Source organism: Intrasporangium sp. Soil_C_50 (assembly GCF_057656595.1).
Genome location: NZ_JBDGKB010000003.1, coordinates 122,316 through 140,797 on the forward strand (window position 1 = coordinate 122,316; position 18,482 = coordinate 140,797).

Annotated in this window: 18 protein-coding genes; 8 read left to right on the top strand and 10 right to left on the bottom strand. The window is 73.8% G+C overall.

The window, feature by feature from the left end; genetic code table 11:
* Nucleotides 1-22 precede the first annotated feature (22 nt).
* Nucleotides 23-2,146: a bifunctional lysylphosphatidylglycerol flippase/synthetase MprF gene (locus AC3A5R_RS10195; RefSeq protein ID WP_487620654.1), complete on the bottom strand. Its 2,124-nt coding sequence runs from the start codon at nt 2,144-2,146 to the stop codon at nt 23-25.
* Between the two features lie 113 nt (nt 2,147-2,259).
* Here AC3A5R_RS10195 and AC3A5R_RS10200 point away from each other — a divergent pair, with 113 nt between their 5' ends.
* The gene (locus AC3A5R_RS10200) at nt 2,260-2,766 is read left to right on the top strand and encodes a metallophosphoesterase family protein (RefSeq protein WP_487620655.1); all 507 of its coding nucleotides are present in this window, start codon (nt 2,260-2,262) and stop codon (nt 2,764-2,766) included.
* Nucleotides 2,767-2,839: 73 nt separating this feature from the next.
* The gene (locus tag AC3A5R_RS10205; protein ID WP_487620656.1) at nt 2,840-4,012 is read left to right on the top strand and encodes a DNA glycosylase AlkZ-like family protein; all 1,173 of its coding nucleotides are present in this window, start codon (nt 2,840-2,842) and stop codon (nt 4,010-4,012) included.
* Nucleotides 4,013-4,088: 76 nt separating this feature from the next.
* On the opposite strand, the gene AC3A5R_RS10210 is transcribed toward AC3A5R_RS10205, so the two are convergent.
* Nucleotides 4,089-4,304 (bottom strand): hypothetical protein, encoded by a 216-nt coding sequence (locus AC3A5R_RS10210; RefSeq protein WP_487620657.1) that lies wholly within the window; start codon nt 4,302-4,304, stop codon nt 4,089-4,091.
* A gap of 109 nt (nt 4,305-4,413) precedes the next feature.
* Between AC3A5R_RS10210 and AC3A5R_RS10215 the strand changes: the two genes are divergently transcribed.
* Nucleotides 4,414-4,917 (top strand): DUF4440 domain-containing protein, encoded by a 504-nt coding sequence (locus tag AC3A5R_RS10215; protein WP_487620658.1) that lies wholly within the window; start codon nt 4,414-4,416, stop codon nt 4,915-4,917.
* Between the two features lie 90 nt (nt 4,918-5,007).
* Nucleotides 5,008-5,784: a DUF427 domain-containing protein gene (locus AC3A5R_RS10220; RefSeq protein WP_487620659.1), complete on the top strand. Its 777-nt coding sequence runs from the start codon at nt 5,008-5,010 to the stop codon at nt 5,782-5,784.
* Between the two features lie 21 nt (nt 5,785-5,805).
* Here the strand turns inward: AC3A5R_RS10220 and AC3A5R_RS10225 are convergent, their stop codons facing one another.
* Complete coding sequence (locus AC3A5R_RS10225) at nt 5,806-6,267, bottom strand: phage tail protein (RefSeq protein WP_487620660.1); 462 nt, start codon at nt 6,265-6,267, stop codon at nt 5,806-5,808.
* A gap of 99 nt (nt 6,268-6,366) precedes the next feature.
* Here AC3A5R_RS10225 and AC3A5R_RS10230 point away from each other — a divergent pair, with 99 nt between their 5' ends.
* Nucleotides 6,367-7,458 (top strand): DNA glycosylase AlkZ-like family protein, encoded by a 1,092-nt coding sequence (locus tag AC3A5R_RS10230; RefSeq protein ID WP_487620661.1) that lies wholly within the window; start codon nt 6,367-6,369, stop codon nt 7,456-7,458.
* Here the strand turns inward: AC3A5R_RS10230 and AC3A5R_RS10235 are convergent.
* On the bottom strand, nt 7,445-7,879 hold the full coding sequence (locus tag AC3A5R_RS10235; RefSeq protein WP_487620662.1) for a hypothetical protein: 435 nt from the start codon (nt 7,877-7,879) through the stop codon (nt 7,445-7,447). The two genes, AC3A5R_RS10230 and AC3A5R_RS10235, sit on opposite strands and share 14 nt — an antisense overlap.
* A gap of 146 nt (nt 7,880-8,025) precedes the next feature.
* Here AC3A5R_RS10235 and AC3A5R_RS10240 point away from each other — a divergent pair, with 146 nt between their 5' ends.
* Nucleotides 8,026-9,117, top strand: a complete 1,092-nt coding sequence (locus AC3A5R_RS10240; protein WP_487620663.1) for a saccharopine dehydrogenase NADP-binding domain-containing protein — start codon at nt 8,026-8,028, stop codon at nt 9,115-9,117.
* Nucleotides 9,114-10,385 carry an NAD(P)/FAD-dependent oxidoreductase gene (locus AC3A5R_RS10245; protein WP_487620664.1) on the top strand — a complete coding sequence of 424 codons (1,272 nt, stop codon included), beginning with the start codon at nt 9,114-9,116 and terminating at the stop codon, nt 10,383-10,385. Before AC3A5R_RS10240 ends, AC3A5R_RS10245 begins: the two co-directional genes overlap by 4 nt.
* Nucleotides 10,386-10,398: 13 nt before the next feature.
* Here the strand turns inward: AC3A5R_RS10245 and AC3A5R_RS10250 are convergent, their stop codons facing one another.
* Complete coding sequence (locus AC3A5R_RS10250) at nt 10,399-10,752, bottom strand: iron chaperone (RefSeq protein ID WP_487620665.1); 354 nt, start codon at nt 10,750-10,752, stop codon at nt 10,399-10,401.
* 148 nt (nt 10,753-10,900) lie between these two features.
* Between AC3A5R_RS10250 and AC3A5R_RS10255 the strand changes: the two genes are divergently transcribed.
* Entirely contained in the window at nt 10,901-11,848 is a 948-nt protein-coding gene (locus AC3A5R_RS10255; protein WP_487620666.1) for a thermonuclease family protein, read from the top strand.
* A 29-nt stretch (nt 11,849-11,877) separates the two neighbouring features.
* On the opposite strand, the gene AC3A5R_RS10260 is transcribed toward AC3A5R_RS10255, so the two are convergent.
* The 5 genes from AC3A5R_RS10260 to AC3A5R_RS10280 form a co-directional block, all read right to left on the bottom strand.
* Nucleotides 11,878-12,666, bottom strand: coding sequence for a GNAT family N-acetyltransferase (locus AC3A5R_RS10260; RefSeq protein ID WP_487620667.1), 789 nt, complete (start codon nt 12,664-12,666; stop codon nt 11,878-11,880).
* A gap of 47 nt (nt 12,667-12,713) precedes the next feature.
* On the bottom strand, nt 12,714-14,810 hold the full coding sequence (locus AC3A5R_RS10265; protein WP_487620668.1) for a hypothetical protein: 2,097 nt from the start codon (nt 14,808-14,810) through the stop codon (nt 12,714-12,716).
* Between the two features lie 60 nt (nt 14,811-14,870).
* Complete coding sequence (locus AC3A5R_RS10270) at nt 14,871-15,290, bottom strand: SRPBCC family protein (RefSeq protein ID WP_487620669.1); 420 nt, start codon at nt 15,288-15,290, stop codon at nt 14,871-14,873.
* Nucleotides 15,291-15,352: 62 nt separating this feature from the next.
* Entirely contained in the window at nt 15,353-16,777 is a 1,425-nt protein-coding gene (locus tag AC3A5R_RS10275; protein WP_487620670.1) for a sigma 54-interacting transcriptional regulator, read from the bottom strand.
* 62 nt (nt 16,778-16,839) lie between these two features.
* The gene (locus tag AC3A5R_RS10280) at nt 16,840-18,396 is read right to left on the bottom strand and encodes an LCP family protein (RefSeq protein ID WP_487620671.1); all 1,557 of its coding nucleotides are present in this window, start codon (nt 18,394-18,396) and stop codon (nt 16,840-16,842) included.
* Between the last annotated feature and the right edge of the window lie 86 nt (nt 18,397-18,482).

Genomic DNA, 18,482 nt, shown 5'->3' on the forward strand with positions numbered 1-18,482 from the left:
GACGCCCAGCGCCTGACGCGTATCAGTGGTGGCCGGAGCGGGCCAGCGTCACGAGGTCGCGCACGCCGGCCTCGGGCAGGTAGGCACGGCTCAGCGCCAGGCCGATCCGCGGCAGGGCCGCCTCGTCGGGGAAGACGAGGTGGAGCGGCTCGGTGCGTGGCTGGAACTTCGCCTTGAAGGCGTGCAGCGACCGGAAGCCGTAGTACGGCTCGAGCGAGGCGCCGAGCCGGTCGAGGAACGCATCGAGCGTGCCCCGGTCGAGGGTGTCGTCCTCGGCGGCGGGAACGGTGCGCGCGAGCGGTGCCCCGGAGAGCGACACGACGGCGCACCCCTCCTCCTTGAAGGCGAGGCAGGCCGAGGCGATGAGGAACTCCATCGAGTACCGGAACCCGCCCGGCAGGCGTCGCATGACGTCGAGGGTCCAGCCGGCCGGCTCGCCGCCACCGCTGGGGTGGAACGGCATCCACGACGTGACGCCGTGCACGGTCGTGTCGGCGTCGACCGCCAGGCCGACGCGGACGTGCGGGTCGAGCGCCTCGTCGACCCCGCCGAGGGTGAAGCCCATCTCGGGCAGCCCCTTGTCCTCGACCCAGTCCGAGGAGATCGCCTTGACCTGCATCTGCAGGCCACGCGGCATCTTGGAGAGGGTGCCGAGCCGGAACTGCACGCCGAGCTTGGCGGCCTGGTTGAGGGCGGTCCGCACGTCCTGCCACGCCTTGCCGACGAAGTCGAGCGTCGGCAGGTCGATGCACGCCTCCTCGGCGACCTGCAGGGAGTGCCAGCCCTGGGCCCGGGCGTGGCGCGACGCCTCCTCCGTCACGGTGAAGAGGCAGGGCACGAGACCCTGCGCTCGGGCGGCGTCGGCGAAGCTGCCGAGGAGCGTCGAGCGCTCGGCCTCGGTGGCCGCCACGGGGTCGCAGAGGCCGATGGCGACGCCGGCGTGGACGCGGTAGGCGACGTAGCCGGGCACGTCCCGCGGCACGAACCACCGGTTCTCGGGCCACGTCGTCATCCAGGCGAGACGGTTGACGGTGCCCTGCGCGCGCAGCAGTGCCGTGGCCCGGGAGCGCTGGTCGTCGTCGGCCGGGGCCACGAGGCTGCCCGTCGTGCGCCGGGCCCGTCGCGGCGACGGGTTGCGGAAGGCGTGCCGCCCGACGAGGAGCACGGAGAGGCCCAGGGCGTTGCCGAAGATGTCCCACCCGGCCGCGAGCAGGCCCGGTTCGCCGACGGCGATCATCCACACGTAGTTCGCGACCTGGGTGCCGACCACGACGACGAGCAGCGCCACGGCCCAGCGCCACGCGCGTCGGCGCCCCTTGTAGAGCGACCGGGCGAGCCACAGCCACAGGACGATCTGCACGACCCCGAACCAGAAGTCGGGGTCGCTGATCTCCTGCGCACGGGCCTCGGCCGACATCGTCACGGCGAACGGTCCGTCGGCGTGGGTGAAGGGGTGGAGGAACACCTCGATCGCGGCGACGGCGAAGAACGCGCACGCGAGGAGACGGAAGTCGCGCCGGGTCAGCTGCCGGGCGCTGAACGAGGGCGACCGGCCCACGAGGTAGGGGCCGAGCAGCAGCCCGAACCCGACGCCGATCACGTGCTCGGCGTCGGCGAGGGAGCCCATGTGGATGACGAAGAGCACGACGTAGGCGACGAGCAGGGCCCGCACCCGGCCCCGCCACGGCGGTGTCAGCGTGACCGACGCGGCTGCCGCGGCCCCGAGGAAACCGGCCGACGGGCCGGCATCGCGCACCACGGCGAGGGTCGTGGTCCAGACGTAGCCGTGGTCGCGGGTCACCGCGAGGACCGCGGCCGTGCCGAGGACCGCCACGACGTGGCAGGCGAAGAGCGCGATCGCCGCCCGTCGGGTGCCGAGGCGCCATTCCGCGAACCCGCCGAAGAGCATGAGCCCCAAGAGGATCGGCACGTACTGGTAGGGCTTCGCGGCGAAGAACCCGCCGACGACGACGGTCCACCAGGCGCCGTCCTCGAGGGCCGGCAGGCCGTAGGTGATCGACGCGTGGAGGGGTCGGTCGAGCAGCGGGTCCCACAGGGCCCGCGTCACGACGGCCAGCGTGATGACGATGACGACGAGGGCGCTCGTCAGGGGTAGGCGACGCGTCACCGTCCGAAGACGGGACATGCCTCCATGCTCCCCCCGACCGGGCCGGCACGCCGAGGGATTCCCGAGAAGTCGGCTGTGCGAGGTCTGCGGCGTGTCGCCCCTGCGGCCGGCCCGGGGAGTTGACTGGGCCCATGACCACCCGGCTGCTCCTGCTCGCCGACACCCACCTGCCCAAGCGTGCCAGGCAGCTTCCTGCCGAGGTGTGGCAGGCCGTCGATGACGCCGACCTCGTCGTCCACGCCGGCGACTGGGTCGACGTCGCGACGCTCGACGCGCTCGAGGCACGGGCCCGGCGCCTCGTCGGGGTCGTCGGCAACAACGACCACGGCGTGCTCCGCGAGCGCCTGCCCGAGTACGCCTCGTTCGACGTCGAGGGGGTCAGGTTCGGCGTCGTCCACGAGACCGGCGCGGCCTCGGGTCGGGAGGCGCGGTGCGAGGCGGCCTACCCCGACCTCGACGTCCTCGTCTTCGGGCACAGCCACATTCCGTGGGACACGGCCACGCCCCGAGGCCTGCGGCTGCTCAACCCCGGCTCGCCGACGGACCGGCGCCGTCAGCCGACCTGCACCTACATGACGGCCACCGTCGACGGGGGTGCGCTCGACCCGGTCGTGCTCCACGAGCTCCCACGCCGGTAGGGGCTCGCGCTCGTCCGTCGAGGCGGCGGGCCTCCGGGCGCCTTTCGTCCGGAACCGGTGCGAGCATGCCGACATGAGCCCGAGGACACCGGCAGCGACACCGGCAGCGACACCGGCGACGGCACCGGCGATGGCACCGGCAGCGAGCGAGGTCCACGTCACCTGGCCGCAGGCCCTGGGCTGGCGGCTGGAACGGCACCTGCTCGACCCGGTCGGGCCCGCGTCGGCAGCCGAGGTGGTGCGCCGGCTCGGCGCGGTGCTGTCGATGGACGAGTCGCTCGCCGACCTCGCCGTCGGCGTCCGGAGCACGACGGCACGTCCGGGTGACCTCGCCACGGCCGTCGCCGACGGCACCGTCATCAAGGCCTTCGCGTTCCGCGGGTCGATGCACTACCTCTCCCCCGAGGAGGGCGGCATCTACCTGTCGATCCGCACCGCCGGGCGGCAGTGGGAGCTGCCGAGCTGGGTGGAGTACTACCGGCTCGCGGCGTCGGACTGGCCCGACTTCCGGGCGGCCGTCCGCGACGCCCTGGCCGACGGGCCGCTGACGATCGGTGAGATCGGTGCCGCCGTGACGCGGCGCCAGGCCTACCGCCACCTCGAGCCGGTCTTCGCCGAGGGCGCCGGAACGCTGGTCAAGCCGCTGACCTGGCAGGGCGACATGAGCTTCGGACCGCCGCGCGACGGGCGGCACACCTTCCAGCGCCTCGACACCAACCCCCGGTGGGCCGGCGTCCCCGCCCTGGACGACGCCGGACCGCGCGCCGTCACGGCCTACCTGCGCACGTACGGGCCGGCCACGCTCGAGCACGTCCACCACTGGCTCGGCAGCGGCCTGAGCGCCGGGCGCAAGCGGCTCGACCGGTGGATCGCCGGCCTCGGCGACGCGCTGGCCGCTCTCGACGTCGAGGGCACGACGGCGTACGTCGTGCGCGAGGACGTCGAGTCGCTCTGTGCCGCAACGGCGTCCGACGTCGTGCGCTTCCTCCCGGGGCACGACCAGTGGGTCATGGGCGTCGGCACCAAGGACGAACAGGTCGTGCCGCCGCCTCTGCGGGAGGCCATGACCCGCAAGGCCAACCCACTCGTCGTGGGTGGCGTCGTCCGCGGCACGTGGGCCCGCAAGGGCGACGCGCTGACGGTCACCTGGCGCGACCGCGGCAAGCGCCCGGACGCGTCCATCCGGCACGAGGCCGGTCGGCTCGGCGAGGTCCTCGGCCGGGAGCTCCAGGTCAGCCTCTCGTAGCGGGCACTCCGGCGTCGGGCACCCTGTCGGGCAGCGCGTCGAGCGGCGCGTCGGGCGGCGCGTCGAGCGGCCGCCCTCACCAACCGAGCTCGCCGACATCCTCGCGATACGTGCCGGTCGGGCCGTCAGGACCGACGAGCGCGAGCTCAGCGACGACGCGTGCACTCTCCGCGGCCGGACGACCCGGGTGGCTACCCGGCGACCCGCCGCCGAGCCCCGTCGCGGTGATTCCCGGCTCGACGGCGTTGAACTTCACCTCCGGCACGGACTTCGCGTACTGGACGGTGACCATCGAGACGGCCGCCTCGCTCGCGCCGTAGACGACCGAGGGGTCGGCCCGCGTCAGGGGAGCCTGGCTCCGTCCACGGGTTCTGGCTCCGTCCGCGGGTTACCGTTCGGGCGTGAGCAGCCAGAGCCAGCAGGCAGATCCGTTCTTCGACGTCGACGCCGACCGCGCGGCGGTGCGCGACGTGGTCGACGCGTTCCTCGACGCGTTCCGGTCGGGCCCGGAGTCGCCGCAGCGGCTCGACCGGCTGCGGACGCTGCTGCTGCCCCAGGCCGTCGTCGTCCGCACGTGCGGCCTCGACCTCGGCGTGTACGACGTCGAGTCGTTCGTCGCGCCTCGCGAGGCGCTCCTGTCCGGCGGGTCGCTCGTCGACTTCCACGAGTGGTCGCTCGCCGGGCGCATCGACGTGTTCGGCGACGTCGCGGCGTGGTTCGGGGCCTACGCCAAGGAGGGCATCCACGACGGCGAGCCGACCGCGGGCCGCGGCATGAAGTCGGTGCAGCTCGTCCGGACGCCGGAGGGGTGGCGGATCAGCGCCGTCGCGTGGGACGACGAGCGTCCGGGCCTCGCCCTGCCGCCGGGCCTTGACGGCGGTGACACGCACACACGCGACGAGTAGGTCCCCTCGGCACGCGTCCCTTCCGGCTCACGCCGACGTACCCCCTCCGTTCCCTTGCCGCGCCCCGCGGATGGTGCGCATGCTCGGAGCATGGCCATCGACCTCTACCAGCAGTGGTTCCGCGACCTCGGCGAGCTGCGCTACGCCGCGACCCCGAAGCGGTTGCGCGCGCTCCTCGACGGCCGGACCGTCATGGACACCCGTGACGCCCTCCTCGTGTACGAGCCCCGACGCATCGTGCCCTGGTACGCCGTACCACCCGGCGACCTCCACCTGACGTTGACCGAGCACGACCCCGCGCCGGTGCCCGAGATCCGCGCGCCGGTCCTCGCGCCGCGCCACAACGAGTGGCACACGGTGCCGGGCCGCTCGCTGCACCTCGACGGGCACGGCGAGGTGGCCTTCCGGCCCGACGACCCAGCGCTCGGCGGCCGGGTGCTGCTGCAGTGGCATCCGTTCGAGTGGCTCGAGGAGGACGAGCCGGTCATGGGCCACCCGCACGACCCGTTCAAGCGGATCGACGTGCTGCGCAGCGACCGCCACGTGCGCGTCGAGGTCGGCGAGGTCGTCGTGGCGGAGTCGTCACGACCGATGATGCTCGTCGAGACGGGCCTGCCGGTGCGCTGGTACCTGCCGCGCGAGGACGTCCGCCTCGACCTGCTGACGCCGTCGCAGACGCACACCGTCTGCGCCTACAAGGGCGTCGCGTCCTACCTCAGCGCCGACGGCGCCCCCGACGTCGCCTGGTCCTACCCCGACCCGCTCCACGACGCGCTGCCGGTCAAGGACCTCGTGAGCTTCTGGCGCGCCGCCGTCGTCACCGTCGACGGCCGACGCGTCGACACCGCGATGCCCGGCGAGCCCTGAGCGACGGCCTCTCGCTGCGCGTCAGTACTCGCCCTTGATGACGAAGAACGAGCCGCGGATCGTGCCGGCGAGCTTGGACTTCTGACGCGCGAACTTGAACGACGACAGCTCCTCGGGCGCGTCCATCCCGGCGCAGAGCTTGAACCCGACGGCGCGCTTGCCCCCGTCGGCGACGGTGTACATGACGTTGACCGACAGGCCCGACTCGTAGAAGACGTAGGCCATCCGGATGCCGTCGACCTCGAACGCCGTGGCCTCCAGCGGCGGCGAGGCGATGACGATGCCGCGCTCCTGCTCCAGGACGCGGCTCACGAAGTCGACGGTGTCCTTCGCCTCGGCGGCGGGCTCGGTGGTGAAGGTGTGGTCGTACTTGTTCTTGTAGTAACGGGCCTCGTTGGCCCGCAGGCCGGCGAGCGCCTCCGCGTGCGGCGAGGACTCGAGGCCCACCGTGGAGACCTCGGTGAAGTCGACGACGTAGGACATGACCACCTCCGGATGCGACGCCTGGACGTCACGAGGCTAGACCCGCGCAGTCCCGCCTGGCCCCGCCCGGCGTCGGTGGATCGGTCTAGGGTCGGCGACATGGCGCTGACGGAGCTGTCGATCGACCAGGCACGACGCGTCGCGGTGCACGCGCAGCTGCTCGACGCCCCTCGCCCCACCGACCTGCTCGACGTCGTCGACCGGTTGACGATGCTCCAGATCGACCCCACCGCGGCGGTAGCACCGAGCGCCGACCTCGTGCTGTGGGCGCGGCTCGGCTCGTCCTACCGGCCGGCCGACCTCACGGCGGCGCTCGACGACCGCCGCCTGCACGAGACCGTCGCCTACATCCGGCCGCCGGGCGACGTCGCCGCGGTCGTCTCCGAGTGGGTCGGCCGCGAGTTCCACCCGGCGATGACCGAGTGGCTCGAGGCCAACCAGCAGTTCCGCCAGGACATCCTCGACCGGCTCGACGCCGACGGCCCGCTCCTGTCGCGCGACATCCCCGACACCAGCGCCGTCCCGTGGCCCTCGAGCGGCTGGACCAACAACCGCAACGTCACCAAGATGCTCGAGTCGATGGCCCGCCGCGGACACATCGCCATCGCCGGCCGCAAGGGCCGCCAGCGCTACTTCGACCTGCCCGAGCGGGTCTACGGGGCGCCCCTCGAGCCGCTCGGCCACGACGACGCCACCCGGTTCCGCAACGAGCGCCGTCTCGCCGCCCTCGGCATCGCCCGCGCGAGCGGCCCCGAGACACCCGGCGAGCAGCCGTACGTCGGCGACGCCGGCATCGAGGTCACCGTCGCCGGTACGCCGGGCACGTGGCGCGTGCACGAGCCGCACCTCGACGCCGTGGGCGCGACCTTCACCGGCCGCACCGCGCTGCTGTCGCCCTTCGACCAGCTCGTCCACAACCGCACCCGCGCCGAACAGCTCTGGGGTTTCGAGTACTACCTCGAGATGTACAAGCCGAAGGAGCAGCGACGCTGGGGGTACTTCGCGCTGCCGATCCTCCACGGCGACCGCCTCGTCGGGAAGCTCGACGCCCAAGCCGACCGCAAGGCGGGCGTGCTCGTCGTCAACGCGGTGCACGAGGACACCCCGTTCACCGCGCGGATGGCCGAGGACGTCGATCGCGAGATCGTCGACCTCGCCACGTGGCTCGGCCTCGAGGTCAGCCCCGGCTGACGCCCTGCACCCGGTCGAGTCGCTGCGGGCGACCATGCCCGTTCGACGCGGCCGGCGGCGGCGCGTCGGGGCTGACGAGCGCGTCGGCGGCGTCGCCGTTGCGCTCTGCCCGCCGGTCGGCGGCCCGCTTGGCGCCGTTGGCGCGGTAGCCCCGCACGGCCCGCTTCGACTGCGAGGACAGCACCGACTGGTCGCTCTGGTGCGACAGCGCCGACGCGCTCGACATGTTCGACAGGAACGAGAAGGCGCTCATCGAGGACCCCACCGACAGCAGCGACGCGAACGAGCCGATGCTCCCGACGGACAGGATCGAGCCGACACTGCCGATCGACAGGATCGACCCGGTGGAGCCGATGGACAGGAACGAGTCGCGCGAGGCGATCGACCACTTCCCGCGCAGTGCGGTGGGAACCGTGGGCATGACTCGATCCTAGGCACGCCTACTCGGATTTCGGGAGGTTGCGGCGCGCCGGGTATCAGCGGCATCGGCCGGCCCCCTTCCAGTTCAACCTGCCGCCACCGGTCCACCAGGGACCGCCCGAGGCCCGCCCGAACAGGAGGACGACCGTGTCCGCTCCCGGCACCTTCGCCTTCACCGTCCATCCCCGCGCCCGCATCGGCGAGGACCTGGCCCGTGTCTGGGCACCGCTCGGCCGGGTGCCGGAGCGCGCGTATGCCACCGCCCTGCGCCGGCTGCCGCTGCCGCCCTACGCGATGGCCGGCGTCCGCCTCGGCGGCGAGCCCGTCGGGCACGTCCTCCTCGTCCCGTTCGGGGCGCGGCACCTGCTCGCGGCCCCCGGCGAGGGGCGCGCCCGCGTGCACCGCGCCGTCGACAAGGCCCGAGACCTCGGCTGCGACGTCGTGGGCCTCGGAGCCCTGACGGCGACGGTCACGGCGGGCGGGGTGTCGCTGCGCGGCCGCACCGACATCGGCGTGACGAACGGCAACGCCTTCACCGCCGCGATCGTCGACGACCAGGCGCGGCGCCTGCTGCGCGAGGCCGTCGACGCCTCGGTGGACCCGCACGTGGCGGTCGTCGGAGCCACCGGCAGCGTCGGGGCGGCACTGACGCGTCTGCTCGCCCGCGACCGCGCGGTCGCACGGCTGACGCTCGTGGCGCGCTCGCGTCCGCGGCTCGACGCGCTCGCGGCCGAGATCGGTCGCCGCGTCCCCACGACGGCTGCCACGACGATGGACGCCGTCTCCGACGCCGACCTCGTCGTGCTGCTGACCGCGTCCGCGGACGCACTGCTCGGTCCCGAGCACGTCAAGCCCGGCGCCGTCGTCCTCGACGGCACGCAGCCGCGGAACACCTCCCCGGACCTGCTGGACGCCCGGCCCGACGTGCTCGTCGTCGACGGCGGCGTCGTGTCGATCCCGTCGCTGCGGCTCGTCGGCGGCGACATCGGCCTGCCCGACGGGCGCGCCTACGCCTGCTTCGCCGAGACCGCCCTGCTCGCCCTGTCCGGCCACCGCGGCCACTTCTCCATCGGGGTGCCCGACGTCGAGCTCGTCGACCGCACCCGCGAGCTCGCGGCGGGCCTGTCCCACCTCGGTTTCCGCGCCGCCCGACCGACGTCGTTCGGCCGGCCCATCCACCTCCCCCGCCGTGCTGCCGAACCGGCACGACGCGTCGTGCCCGAGGCGGTGGCGTCGTGAGCGCCCCGGTGCTGCGAGCCCGCCACCGCGTCGTCCTGCTCGGCGGCGGCTACGTGACCCTGCACGCCTACGCGTCGGTCGTCCGACGCCTCGGCCGGGCCGTGCGCCGCGGCGACGTCCAGCTCGTCGTCCTCAGCCCCGACGACGCGCACAGCTTCCACGGCTTCACCGGCGAGGTGCTCGCCGGGCTCCTCCCCTACGACCGGACGCGGACCCCCCTCACCGACGCGATGCCGCTGGCGCACGTCGTCGCCGGGCGGGCCGTCCACGTCGACCCGCAGCGCCGGCTCGTCGCGTACGAGGTGCCGGGCGACAGCGGTCGGCACGTCCTCGACTACGACGAGCTCGTCGTCGGCACCGGTGGCCGCGAGCCGGCCGCGTCGGTCCCCGGGCTGGCCGAGTACGGCTTCACGCTCCGTGCCCCGGGCGACATCGCGGTGCTCGCCGATCGCGTCGCCGGGCACGCCGCGCACCGGGGCCTGCGGCGCGCGCGGGTGGTCGTGGCGGGTGGTGGGATCGCCGGCGTCGAGATGGCCGCGGCGGTGGCCGACCGGTGCGGGGCGCGGGCCTGTGTCGAGATCGTCCACCCCGGGGACGGGCTGCTGCCCGAGCTGCGCGAGTCTCAGCCGCGTCTGGTGCGGCGCTCCGAGTCCGAACTACGGCGCCTCGGCGTCCGGGTGCGGCTCGGTGCCCGGCTCGCGTCGGTGACCCGGACGTCGGCCGTCCTCACCGACGGCACCGTCGTCCCCGCCGACACCGTCATCGGCACCATCGGCCAGCGGCCCGTGCAGGTGCCCGGGCTGGACGAGTGGCGCGACCCGCGCGGACGGCTCGTGACGCGTCCGGACCTCTCCGTCACCGACGGCGTCTGGACCGCGGGCGACGCGGCCTGCGTGCTCCACGTGCGCACCGGCGAGCCGGTGCCGGCCAACGCGCTGTGGGCCATCAAGGGCGGCGACCACGTCGGACGCCAGGTGGCCCGCACCCTGCGACGCCGGCGCACGCGTCCCTTCACGTACCGCGGCCTCGGGCAGGCGGCGTCGTTCGGGCTCGGCCGGTCGGTCAGCGAGCTCTACGGGGTGCCGTTCACCGGCTGGGTGGCCTGGGTGCTCCGGATGACGTTCTTCCTCCGGTTCATGCCGTCGCGCCGCAAGGCCGGCCAGGTGGTCGGCGACCTCGTGGCCCTCGTCCGCCATGGGCGCCCGGTGCACGCCGAGACGGCTGCTGCCGTGGATGTGTCCGGCGTGGCCGGTCCGGTCCCCGCGTGACGGACGCGTCGGGTCAGGTCGACCGGTGCCTCGCGGCGAGCGCCGCGGCGACGCGTCCGATGAGCTCGTACGGCACCGGCTTGTCGTAGAAGAACTGCACGGTGTCCTTGCTCGCCCGGTAGGGCGCGATCTGCGCCTCGAGCTCGGGGTCGAGCACGCCGACCGGGTAGAGGCCGACGTGCTTCTTCCAGCCCGCGAAGTGGAGGCCGTACCGGTCGGCGAACATCAGCGCCGGCATGCCGTACCGGATCTTCTCCTCCGCGTCGGGCAGGGCCGCACGCAGCGTCTCGCAGACCTGCTCGAGCACCTGCCGCGGGCCGTCCGGGAAGCCGGCCACGTACTCGTCGATCGTCCCTGCCTGCACCATCGCTCCCCCTCGCGTCGTCCGCCCCTTCAGCCATCCTCGCCGACCGACGGCGCGGAATGGCCCGTTCGCCGGACACCCGACCGACGCGCGCCTACCGTGAACGCGTCGCCGCCACAGGGGCAGCCGGCACACCAGGGGGACCAGGGACATGCGTCGACGCAGCAACGGACTCGTCGTCCTCGTCGGGCTCGCCCTGTTCGCCGGCGTCACCGGCGTGGCCAACCGGTCATCGGGTGAGCAATGGCTCGCCGACAGCGGTAACGGCGTCACCGTCACCTACACCCCCGGGTCGACGCCACCCGCCGACGCCTCCGCCCCCGACGCGCCGACCGCTGTCGCCCCGACGACCGACTCGTCCACCGCCGCCGCCGATCCACAGGAGGCCGCCGATGCCGAGGCGGCCTCGAAGGCTGCAGCGGACACGGCGAAGGCAAGCACGGCGAAGGCGGCCGCCGCCACGTGGGCGGTCACGAAGGTCGTCGACGGCGACACGATCTGGGTCGAGCGCGACGGACAGCGGTCCAAGGTGCGCTTCATCGGCATCGACACCCCGGAGACGGGCCAGTGCGGGTTCACCGAGGCCCGCAACGCGCTGCGCGGGATCATCGGCGGCCAGCGCGTCACCCTGACGGCCGGCGCCCGCGACGACGTCGACCGCTACGGCCGGCTGCTGCGCTACGTCGACGTGAACGGCGTCGACGCCGGGCTGCGGCTCGTCAAGCAGGGTTTCGCCATCGCCCGGTACGACTCGCGCGACGGCTACGGGCGGCACGCGCGCGAGGCGGCCTACGTGCGTGCGGACGCCGCGAGCCCCAGGGCCGCGTGCACCCCGCCCGGGAGCACCGCCGGCATCGTCGGCGGCTCGGGCGGCTCGGGCGGCTCGGACGCTTCGGGCGGGTCCGGCGCGTCGACCGGGGCCTGGCCACTGCCCGGCGACGAGCACCCGTGCCCCCGGAACCGTCCGGTCAAGGGCAACGAGAACTCGATGATCGCCCACGAGCCCGGCGACCGGTACTACGGCGTCACCGCTCCCGAGCAGTGCTTCGCGACGATGGACGACGCCGTCGCGGCCGGCTTCCGCCCCGCCAAGGTCTGACCCGGCTCCCGCGCGTCGAACGCGGCGAGTCAGTCGTCGAGGTCGAGGATGCAGGCCGTGCCGACGTCGACGAAGCCGACGCGTCGGTAGATCTCGGCCGCGGCGTCGGACCCGGCCGTCAGGAAGACGAGGTCGACGCCCTGCTCGCGGCACGCGACGACGAGCGTCCGGGTGACGGCGCTGCCGTGGCCGCGGCCGCGGTGCTTCGGCGGGACGGCGATGCCCATGAGCTCGGCGACGTCGCCCCGGGGCGCGGCCGACCCGGCGCCGCAGAGGCGCCCGTCCTCGAACGAGGCGACGACGACGAGGTCGCCGCGCTGGATCAGCTCGGGCCGCTTGCCGGTGTCCTTCGGTTCGACGAGGTCGCGCTCGCCGAAACCTGCGGACACGGTCCCCACGGCGAGGGCCAGGTGCGGCTCTGCCGGGCGGAGGGCGCGGGCGCGCGGGTCGGGCTCGACGGCGACCTCGGCGGGCAGCACGAGCAGCGGGTACCGACGCGGCTCGTACCCGGCCGCACGGACCGCGGGCAGCAGCGTCGGCGTCACGTCGTCGACCCACTCGACGGCGCGGGGCACGTCGAGGGCCGTCTGCCGCGCGAGGACCCGCTCGACGTCCGAGGCCGTGAACGCCGCACGACCGCCGAGGCGCGGCCGGGCGTAGTACTGCCACCCGGTGCCCTCCTCGGCGACGAAGAGCGTGAACGGGCCGACCTCCTCGGCGGTGGTCACCGCGCGCGGCACGCGGTCGTAGTACGCCTCGACCCTGGCCAGGCGCGGGTCGGCGCGGCCCGGCAGGCTGCGCACGCGGGAGGTCGTCATGCGGCGAGGATGGCACCGCGCCCTCGGAAGGGCCATCGAATTGACGGTCAGCGGCGTCCGCGGCGGGCGCGCAGGTAGTCGGCCACGACGTACTCCCCGAGCCGCGACACGTCGGGGGTGAAGACGCGTCCGCCGGCCCGGCGCGCGACGGCGTCGACGAACCGCGCGAGGCCAGGGTCCTCGCCGAGCATGAAGACGTTGAGCGTCGCCCCGGACCGACGCAGCTCGTCGACCTGGGCGACGGTGGCGCGGACCGTCTCGGGCAGTGCCGGCCAGTGGAACGAGGGTCGGCCGTCGGTGTCGATGTGTGCGGTGGGCTCGCCGTCGGTGACGACGAGGACGACCGGCTCGGCGTCGGGGTGTCGCCGCAGGTGCCGCGAGGCGAGCATGAGGGCGTGCTGGAGGTTGGTGCCCTGCACCCAGTCGGGCTCGGCCTCGGTCAGCTCGACGGGCGACAGGCGCCGGGCGGCGAGGTCGAAGCCGATGATCTCGAGGGCGTCGTGGCGGAAGCGCGTCTGCACGAGGTGCGACAGGGCGAGGGCGGTCTGCTTCATCGGCCCCCACCGCCCTTCCTGGACCATCGAGAACGACATGTCGACGCAGAGGGCGACGGCCGCCCGGGCCCGACGTTCGGTCTCCGCGACCTCGAAGTCCTCGACGAGCAGGTCGACGCGCGTGGGAAAGTGCCCACTCGACGAAGAGCGGGTGGTCCCCCCGCTCGAGTGCCCGGTTCGCAACGTGTCCCCCGCGGTCGAGTGGGCAGTTGGACTCGGGTGAGCGGCGTTGCGGCGCAGGGCGTTCGAGACGGTGCGCACGGTGTCGATGGGCAGCTCGTCGCCGAACTCCCACTGCCGCGACAGCCCCGTCAGCTCGTCGGCCTGCCCCGCGCTGCGGTCGTCGTGGTCGCCGCGCCCGGTGGCGTCGACGTGCTCGAAGACGCGGCGCAGCGCGGTCTCGCCGAGGCGTCGGACGGCGCGGGGGGTGAGGCGCAGGCCGTCGTCGCCGCGCGAGACGTAGCCCTGGCGCTCGAGCTCGCGCTCGAGCCGGCGCAGCTGGTCCATGTCGCGGGCGGCGTCGGCACCGAGGTACTGCTCGAGGCGCTCGACGTCGACGTCGTCGAGGCTCGCGCCGTAGTAGGACTGCCCGAGCTGCTCACCGAGCTGCTCGAGGTCGGCGAGCTCGGCCACGGCGTCGACGGCCTGGCCCCAGCCGAGCGACTCCGGTCCCTGCCCGGGACGCACCGGCGTCGAGCGGTCGAGGCCCGGACGCAGCGCGCGGAGGTTGTCGGACAGCTGGGCCATCTGCGAGGCGAGGTCGGGGTCGCCGAGCGCGTCGGCCATGAGCTGGGCCAGCTGCTCGCGCTGCTCGGGGCTGAGCGAGGCGAGGAGCCGCTCGGCCGCGGCCTGGCGTCGGGCCAGCGCGTCGATGAGCTCGTCGACGTTCTCCGGGTTCTCGGGGAACATCTCGCCGTGCTTGTCCATGAAGTCGCGGAACCGGTCGTCGGTGTCCTCGCCGCGGGCGTGGGCGGCGAGCAGCTCGTTGAGGTCGGCGAGCATGTCCTTGACGGCCTGCATCGCCTCGGGGTCTCCGCCGGACAGTGCCTGCCGCAGCCCCTCGAACTGCGCGCCGACGACCTCGCGCTGGAGCAGCTGCTGGATCTGCTCGTAGGTGGCGCGCGCCTCCTCGGAGTGCCACTCGTGGTCGGCGAGCGCCCGGACGGCCCCGGCCACGTCGTCGGGGATCGTCGCGAGGTCCATCTCGGCCAGGCGCGCGGCGTCGCCCTCCTCGCCGGCCAGGGCGTCGCGCTCCTGGGCGAGCGCCTGGTCGAGCATGGCCCGCACCTGGTCGAGGGTGCCGCCGAGGTCGCCGCGGCGCCGGGCCGCCTCGCGCAGGCGGCGGACGCGGTCGGCGAGGTCGTCGAGCCCGCGCCGGCCGTCGAGGCCCCGTCGGAGCAGCTCGCGGAGGGACTCGCGCAGACTGCCGCCGGCGAGGACGTCACGGCCGACCTCGTCGAGGGCCGACCGGACGTCGAACGGCGGGGCGAGCGGGTCCGGTCCACCCGTCCACGGCCCGTAGCGGAAGCGTCCGTGGCCGCTCGGGCCGCCGGAGCCGGCGTACGGGTCGCGGGGCTGGTCGGGACTCACCACCCCACGCTACGTCCGCGACCCACCGGTGCGTCCAGAGCTGCCGGGACCGTCGCAGGCCTAGCCCTGGTCGGCGGCGATGGCGTCGAGGCGGCTCGCGATGGCCGCGAGCGACTCGTCGAGGCTCTGCTGCATGCCGTCGAAGTCGTGCGGGGTCGTCAGGCTCAGCTCGATGCGTGTGCCGGATCCGCCGTCGTCAACAAGGCGCAGCGTGCCGTGGTAGGCGCTGTCCCCGGGCGAGCCCCAGCTGATCGAGTGGTCGCCGTCGTCGGCCTTGAACCAGGCGTCGGAGACGACCTTCTCGTCGGAGCCGTCCTGGTCGGCGTCGACGATCGCCGTCGTGCGCACCGTGCCCGCCTCCACCTCGCGCGCCTCCGTCATGCGCGGGAAGTACTCGGGCAGGTGCTCCGGGTCGGAGATGTAGTCGAAGGCGTCGGTCACGTCGTGCGACACGGTCGTGGTTGCGGTGTAGTCACCCATGGACCGGACGTACCCGGAGGACCGCTCACCGAAAACAGCCCCAGGGGACGACGCAACGGCAGTCAGGCCCCGTAGACGGTGCGTCCGGCGACCGTGTCCTTGTCGATGCGACGCGTCAGGTGCAGGCCCTCCAGCACGAACTCCACTGCGGCAGCGACCTGCCCGGGCGAGGCATCGTCGCCGTGACCGAGCCGGTCGAGCACCTTGGACAGGCCCGGCACCGTGCCGACCTGCGCGAGCAGCTCGGCGCCCGGGATGAGGTCGCCGGTCTCGACGACGGCACCGTCGGCGAAGAGGTTGGTGAACCCGGTGAGGTCGAGCCCGGCGAGCCGCGCCCGGTACGTCTCGGCCGTCGCGACGCGCAGCAGGTGGGCGAGCACGTCGCGCTCGCGCCCCTCCTCGCCCATCTCGAACTCGACCTTGCCCAGGAGCGTCGGCACGACGGTCGGCACGTCGCAGATGCGTGCCACGGCCGACGCCTCCCCGGCCCGAGCCGACCGGCGCAGCGCCGAGCCCGCGATGCCCTCGGCCGCCGCGATGGCGAACCGCGCCGACACCCCCGAGCGCTGGTCGACCGACGCCGACTCGCGCAGCCCGCGGGTGAACCGGGCGACGACCTCGAGCAGGTGCTCGGGCACGTCGGCCACGAGCGCCGCCTCCTGCGCCACGAGCGTCACCTCGTCGTCGACCTCGATGGGGTAGTGCGTGCGGATCTCCGCGCCGAAGCGGTCCTTGAGCGGGGTGATGATGCGGCCGCGGTTGGTGTAGTCCTCGGGGTTGGCCGTCGCCACGAGGAGCACGTCGAGCGGCAGCCGCAGCGAGTAGCCGCGGATCTGGATGTCGCGCTCCTCGAGCACGTTGAAGAGGGCGACCTGGATGCGCTCGGCGAGGTCGGGCAGCTCGTTGAGGCCGAAGACGCCGCGGTTGCTGCGCGGGACGAGGCCGTAGTGGACCGTCTCGGGGTCGCCGAGGGTGCGGCCCTGCGCCACCTTGACCGGGTCGACGTCGCCGACGAGGTCACCGACGCTGGTGTCGGGGGTGGCGAGCTTCTCGGTGTAGCGCTCGCTGCGGTGGCGCCACACGACGGGCAGGTCGTCGCCGAGCTCGGCCGCGAGGCGCCGGCAGCGCACGCACGACGGTCGGTCGGGGTCGTCGCCGATCTCGCAGCCCTCGACGGCCGGGCTCCACTCGTCGAGCAGGCCCGCGAGGGTGCGCATCAGACGCGTCTTGCCCTGGCCGCGCTCCCCGAGCAGGACGAGGTCGTGGCCGGCGAGCAGCGCGCTCTCGAGCTCGGGCAGCACGGTGTCCTCGAGGCCGACCATGCCCGGGAACGCGTCCTCGCCCGCTCGGAGGCGGGCGAGGAGGTTGTCGCGGATCTCGGCCTTGACGCTGCGATGGACGTGCCCAGACGCGCGGAGGGCGCCCAGCGTCGCGGGGCGGGAGCCGGTGGGGTTCGAGCCGGTGGTGTCGCTGGAGAAGTCGCTCACCACGTCACGCTACGTCCGGTTCCGTGAGGTGTCGACGGGTCAGGCGTCGGGGACGCGCAGGGTCAGCACCGGGCGTACGACGCCGTCGGGGTCGGGGCGCCCCGGCTGCCCGTCGTGCCGGTGGCGGTGCCCGTCGCAGCCGGCTTCGGCTTCGGGGGCTCGATGCCCACCTTGACGAGTCGCCGCACCAGGGCGTAGTCGGGGCTCCCGTCGAGGACGCCGTCGTCGGGGGTGAGCGAGACGTTGGTCAGGGTCGACCCCTGCATCCGCTCCACGAGATCGACGAAGTCGGGCAGGCTCTGCACGGGGATGTCGGTGTAGATGTTGTTCCTCGCGATGCGCGCCAGGTCGGCGTACCCGGCCAGCATCCGCGCTGGGTCGACCTGTTGGACGATGGCGCGGACGACGCAGCGCTGCCGCGCCTGCCGGTAGGTGTCGCTGTCAGCCGCCCGGCTGCGCGCGTACCAGAGGGCGTGGAACCCGTCGAGGCGCTGGCGGCCCGGCGTGAAGTAGCCCTTGATGCCGACGATCCGCCCACCGACGACCTCCCCGCCGATCGGGAGCGGGCCACCGGTACCGGCGTTCTTGACGTTGACCTCGATGCCGCCCATGGCGTCGACGAGCTGCTCGAAGCCGTGCAGGTCGATGACGACGAGGTTGTCGACCTGCAGCCCGGTGATCTGCTCGACCGTGCCCCGGATCTCGACGCGCCCCGGCAGCTGCCCGGCCGGGTAGGAGCCGGGGTGTGCCGCCGCGTACTCCTGCGCCTCCTGGTACAGGTTCGTCAGCATGCACTGGCCGCTGTCGCCGGGGCCGTTCTGCGCGCACAGGCGGTCGGGATAGCCGAAGCGACCTGATGGATACCTCTGCCGCAGTGGGCTTCCCGGCGCCAAGGGTGCATTGCGCAGGTTCCGTGGCAGCGAGACCAGGGTCGTGCGGCCGCTCCGGGTGTCGATGCTCGCGAGGATCATCGAGTCGGTCCGGGTGCCCACCCGGTCGGACGCGGCGTCCGACCCGATGAGCAGGATGTTGACGCGACCTTTCGAGGCCCACGGGTTCCGGTCCACCTGGGTCGTCGAGGCACCGGCCACCGTCGGCGGGACGAGGGCGGGCGGAGCCGAGAAGACCTCGCCCACCGTCACGCGCGTGATGAGCGCGTACTCGGCGCCCTTGAACGAGCAACCGGCGACGAGGACGACGAGGACCGTCGTGGTCAGGGCGAGCACCCGGGTGCGCGGTCGGTCGAGGTGTCGCGGTCGGGCCTCGAGGGCGGTGAGGACGATCGTCGCGCACCACACGAGGCCGCCCACCGCCAACGCGACGACGGCCACGAGCAGCAGCGACGGGCGGGTCGCGACCGCCAGCGCTGCCCGGGCGGGGCCGAGGTCGACCACCGCCCAGGCGAGCGCGCCACCGGTGGCGAGGGCCAGGGCCAGCATTCCCCACCCGACCCACTTGAGTCGGGTCCGCGTCAGACCGGCTCCGGGCAGCACCGCGCCGAGGAAGGTCAGGCCGAGGGCCCGGGCGAGCCCGGGTCTGCGTGGGCGGGCCGGCACGGTCTCCGGCGCCGGGTCGGACGCGACGTCGGAGGATCGCGTCCCGTCGGGCTCGACGGCCATGTGCTTCCTCCCTGCAGAGGGCGAACCACACCATTGTTGCCGTGAGCGTGCCTGTGGGACAGCAGTTCACGTGCGGTCGCGGCGAG

Excerpts from the sequence above, each read along its gene's own strand:
- AC3A5R_RS10195 (WP_487620654.1), bottom strand. The coding sequence starts at position 2,146 with ATGTCCCGTCTTCGGACGGTGACGCGTCGCCTACCCCTGACGAGCGCC.
- AC3A5R_RS10200 (WP_487620655.1), top strand. The coding sequence starts at position 2,260 with ATGACCACCCGGCTGCTCCTGCTCGCCGACACCCACCTGCCCAAGCGT.
- AC3A5R_RS10205 (WP_487620656.1), top strand. The coding sequence starts at position 2,840 with ATGAGCCCGAGGACACCGGCAGCGACACCGGCAGCGACACCGGCGACG.
- AC3A5R_RS10210 (WP_487620657.1), bottom strand. The coding sequence starts at position 4,304 with ATGGTCACCGTCCAGTACGCGAAGTCCGTGCCGGAGGTGAAGTTCAAC.
- AC3A5R_RS10220 (WP_487620659.1), top strand. The coding sequence starts at position 5,008 with ATGGCCATCGACCTCTACCAGCAGTGGTTCCGCGACCTCGGCGAGCTG.
- AC3A5R_RS10225 (WP_487620660.1), bottom strand. The coding sequence starts at position 6,267 with ATGTCCTACGTCGTCGACTTCACCGAGGTCTCCACGGTGGGCCTCGAG.
- AC3A5R_RS10230 (WP_487620661.1), top strand. The coding sequence starts at position 6,367 with ATGGCGCTGACGGAGCTGTCGATCGACCAGGCACGACGCGTCGCGGTG.
- AC3A5R_RS10235 (WP_487620662.1), bottom strand. The coding sequence starts at position 7,879 with ATGCCCACGGTTCCCACCGCACTGCGCGGGAAGTGGTCGATCGCCTCG.
- AC3A5R_RS10250 (WP_487620665.1), bottom strand. The coding sequence starts at position 10,752 with ATGGTGCAGGCAGGGACGATCGACGAGTACGTGGCCGGCTTCCCGGAC.
- AC3A5R_RS10255 (WP_487620666.1), top strand. The coding sequence starts at position 10,901 with ATGCGTCGACGCAGCAACGGACTCGTCGTCCTCGTCGGGCTCGCCCTG.
- AC3A5R_RS10260 (WP_487620667.1), bottom strand. The coding sequence starts at position 12,666 with ATGACGACCTCCCGCGTGCGCAGCCTGCCGGGCCGCGCCGACCCGCGC.
- AC3A5R_RS10270 (WP_487620669.1), bottom strand. The coding sequence starts at position 15,290 with ATGGGTGACTACACCGCAACCACGACCGTGTCGCACGACGTGACCGAC.
- AC3A5R_RS10280 (WP_487620671.1), bottom strand. The coding sequence starts at position 18,396 with ATGGCCGTCGAGCCCGACGGGACGCGATCCTCCGACGTCGCGTCCGAC.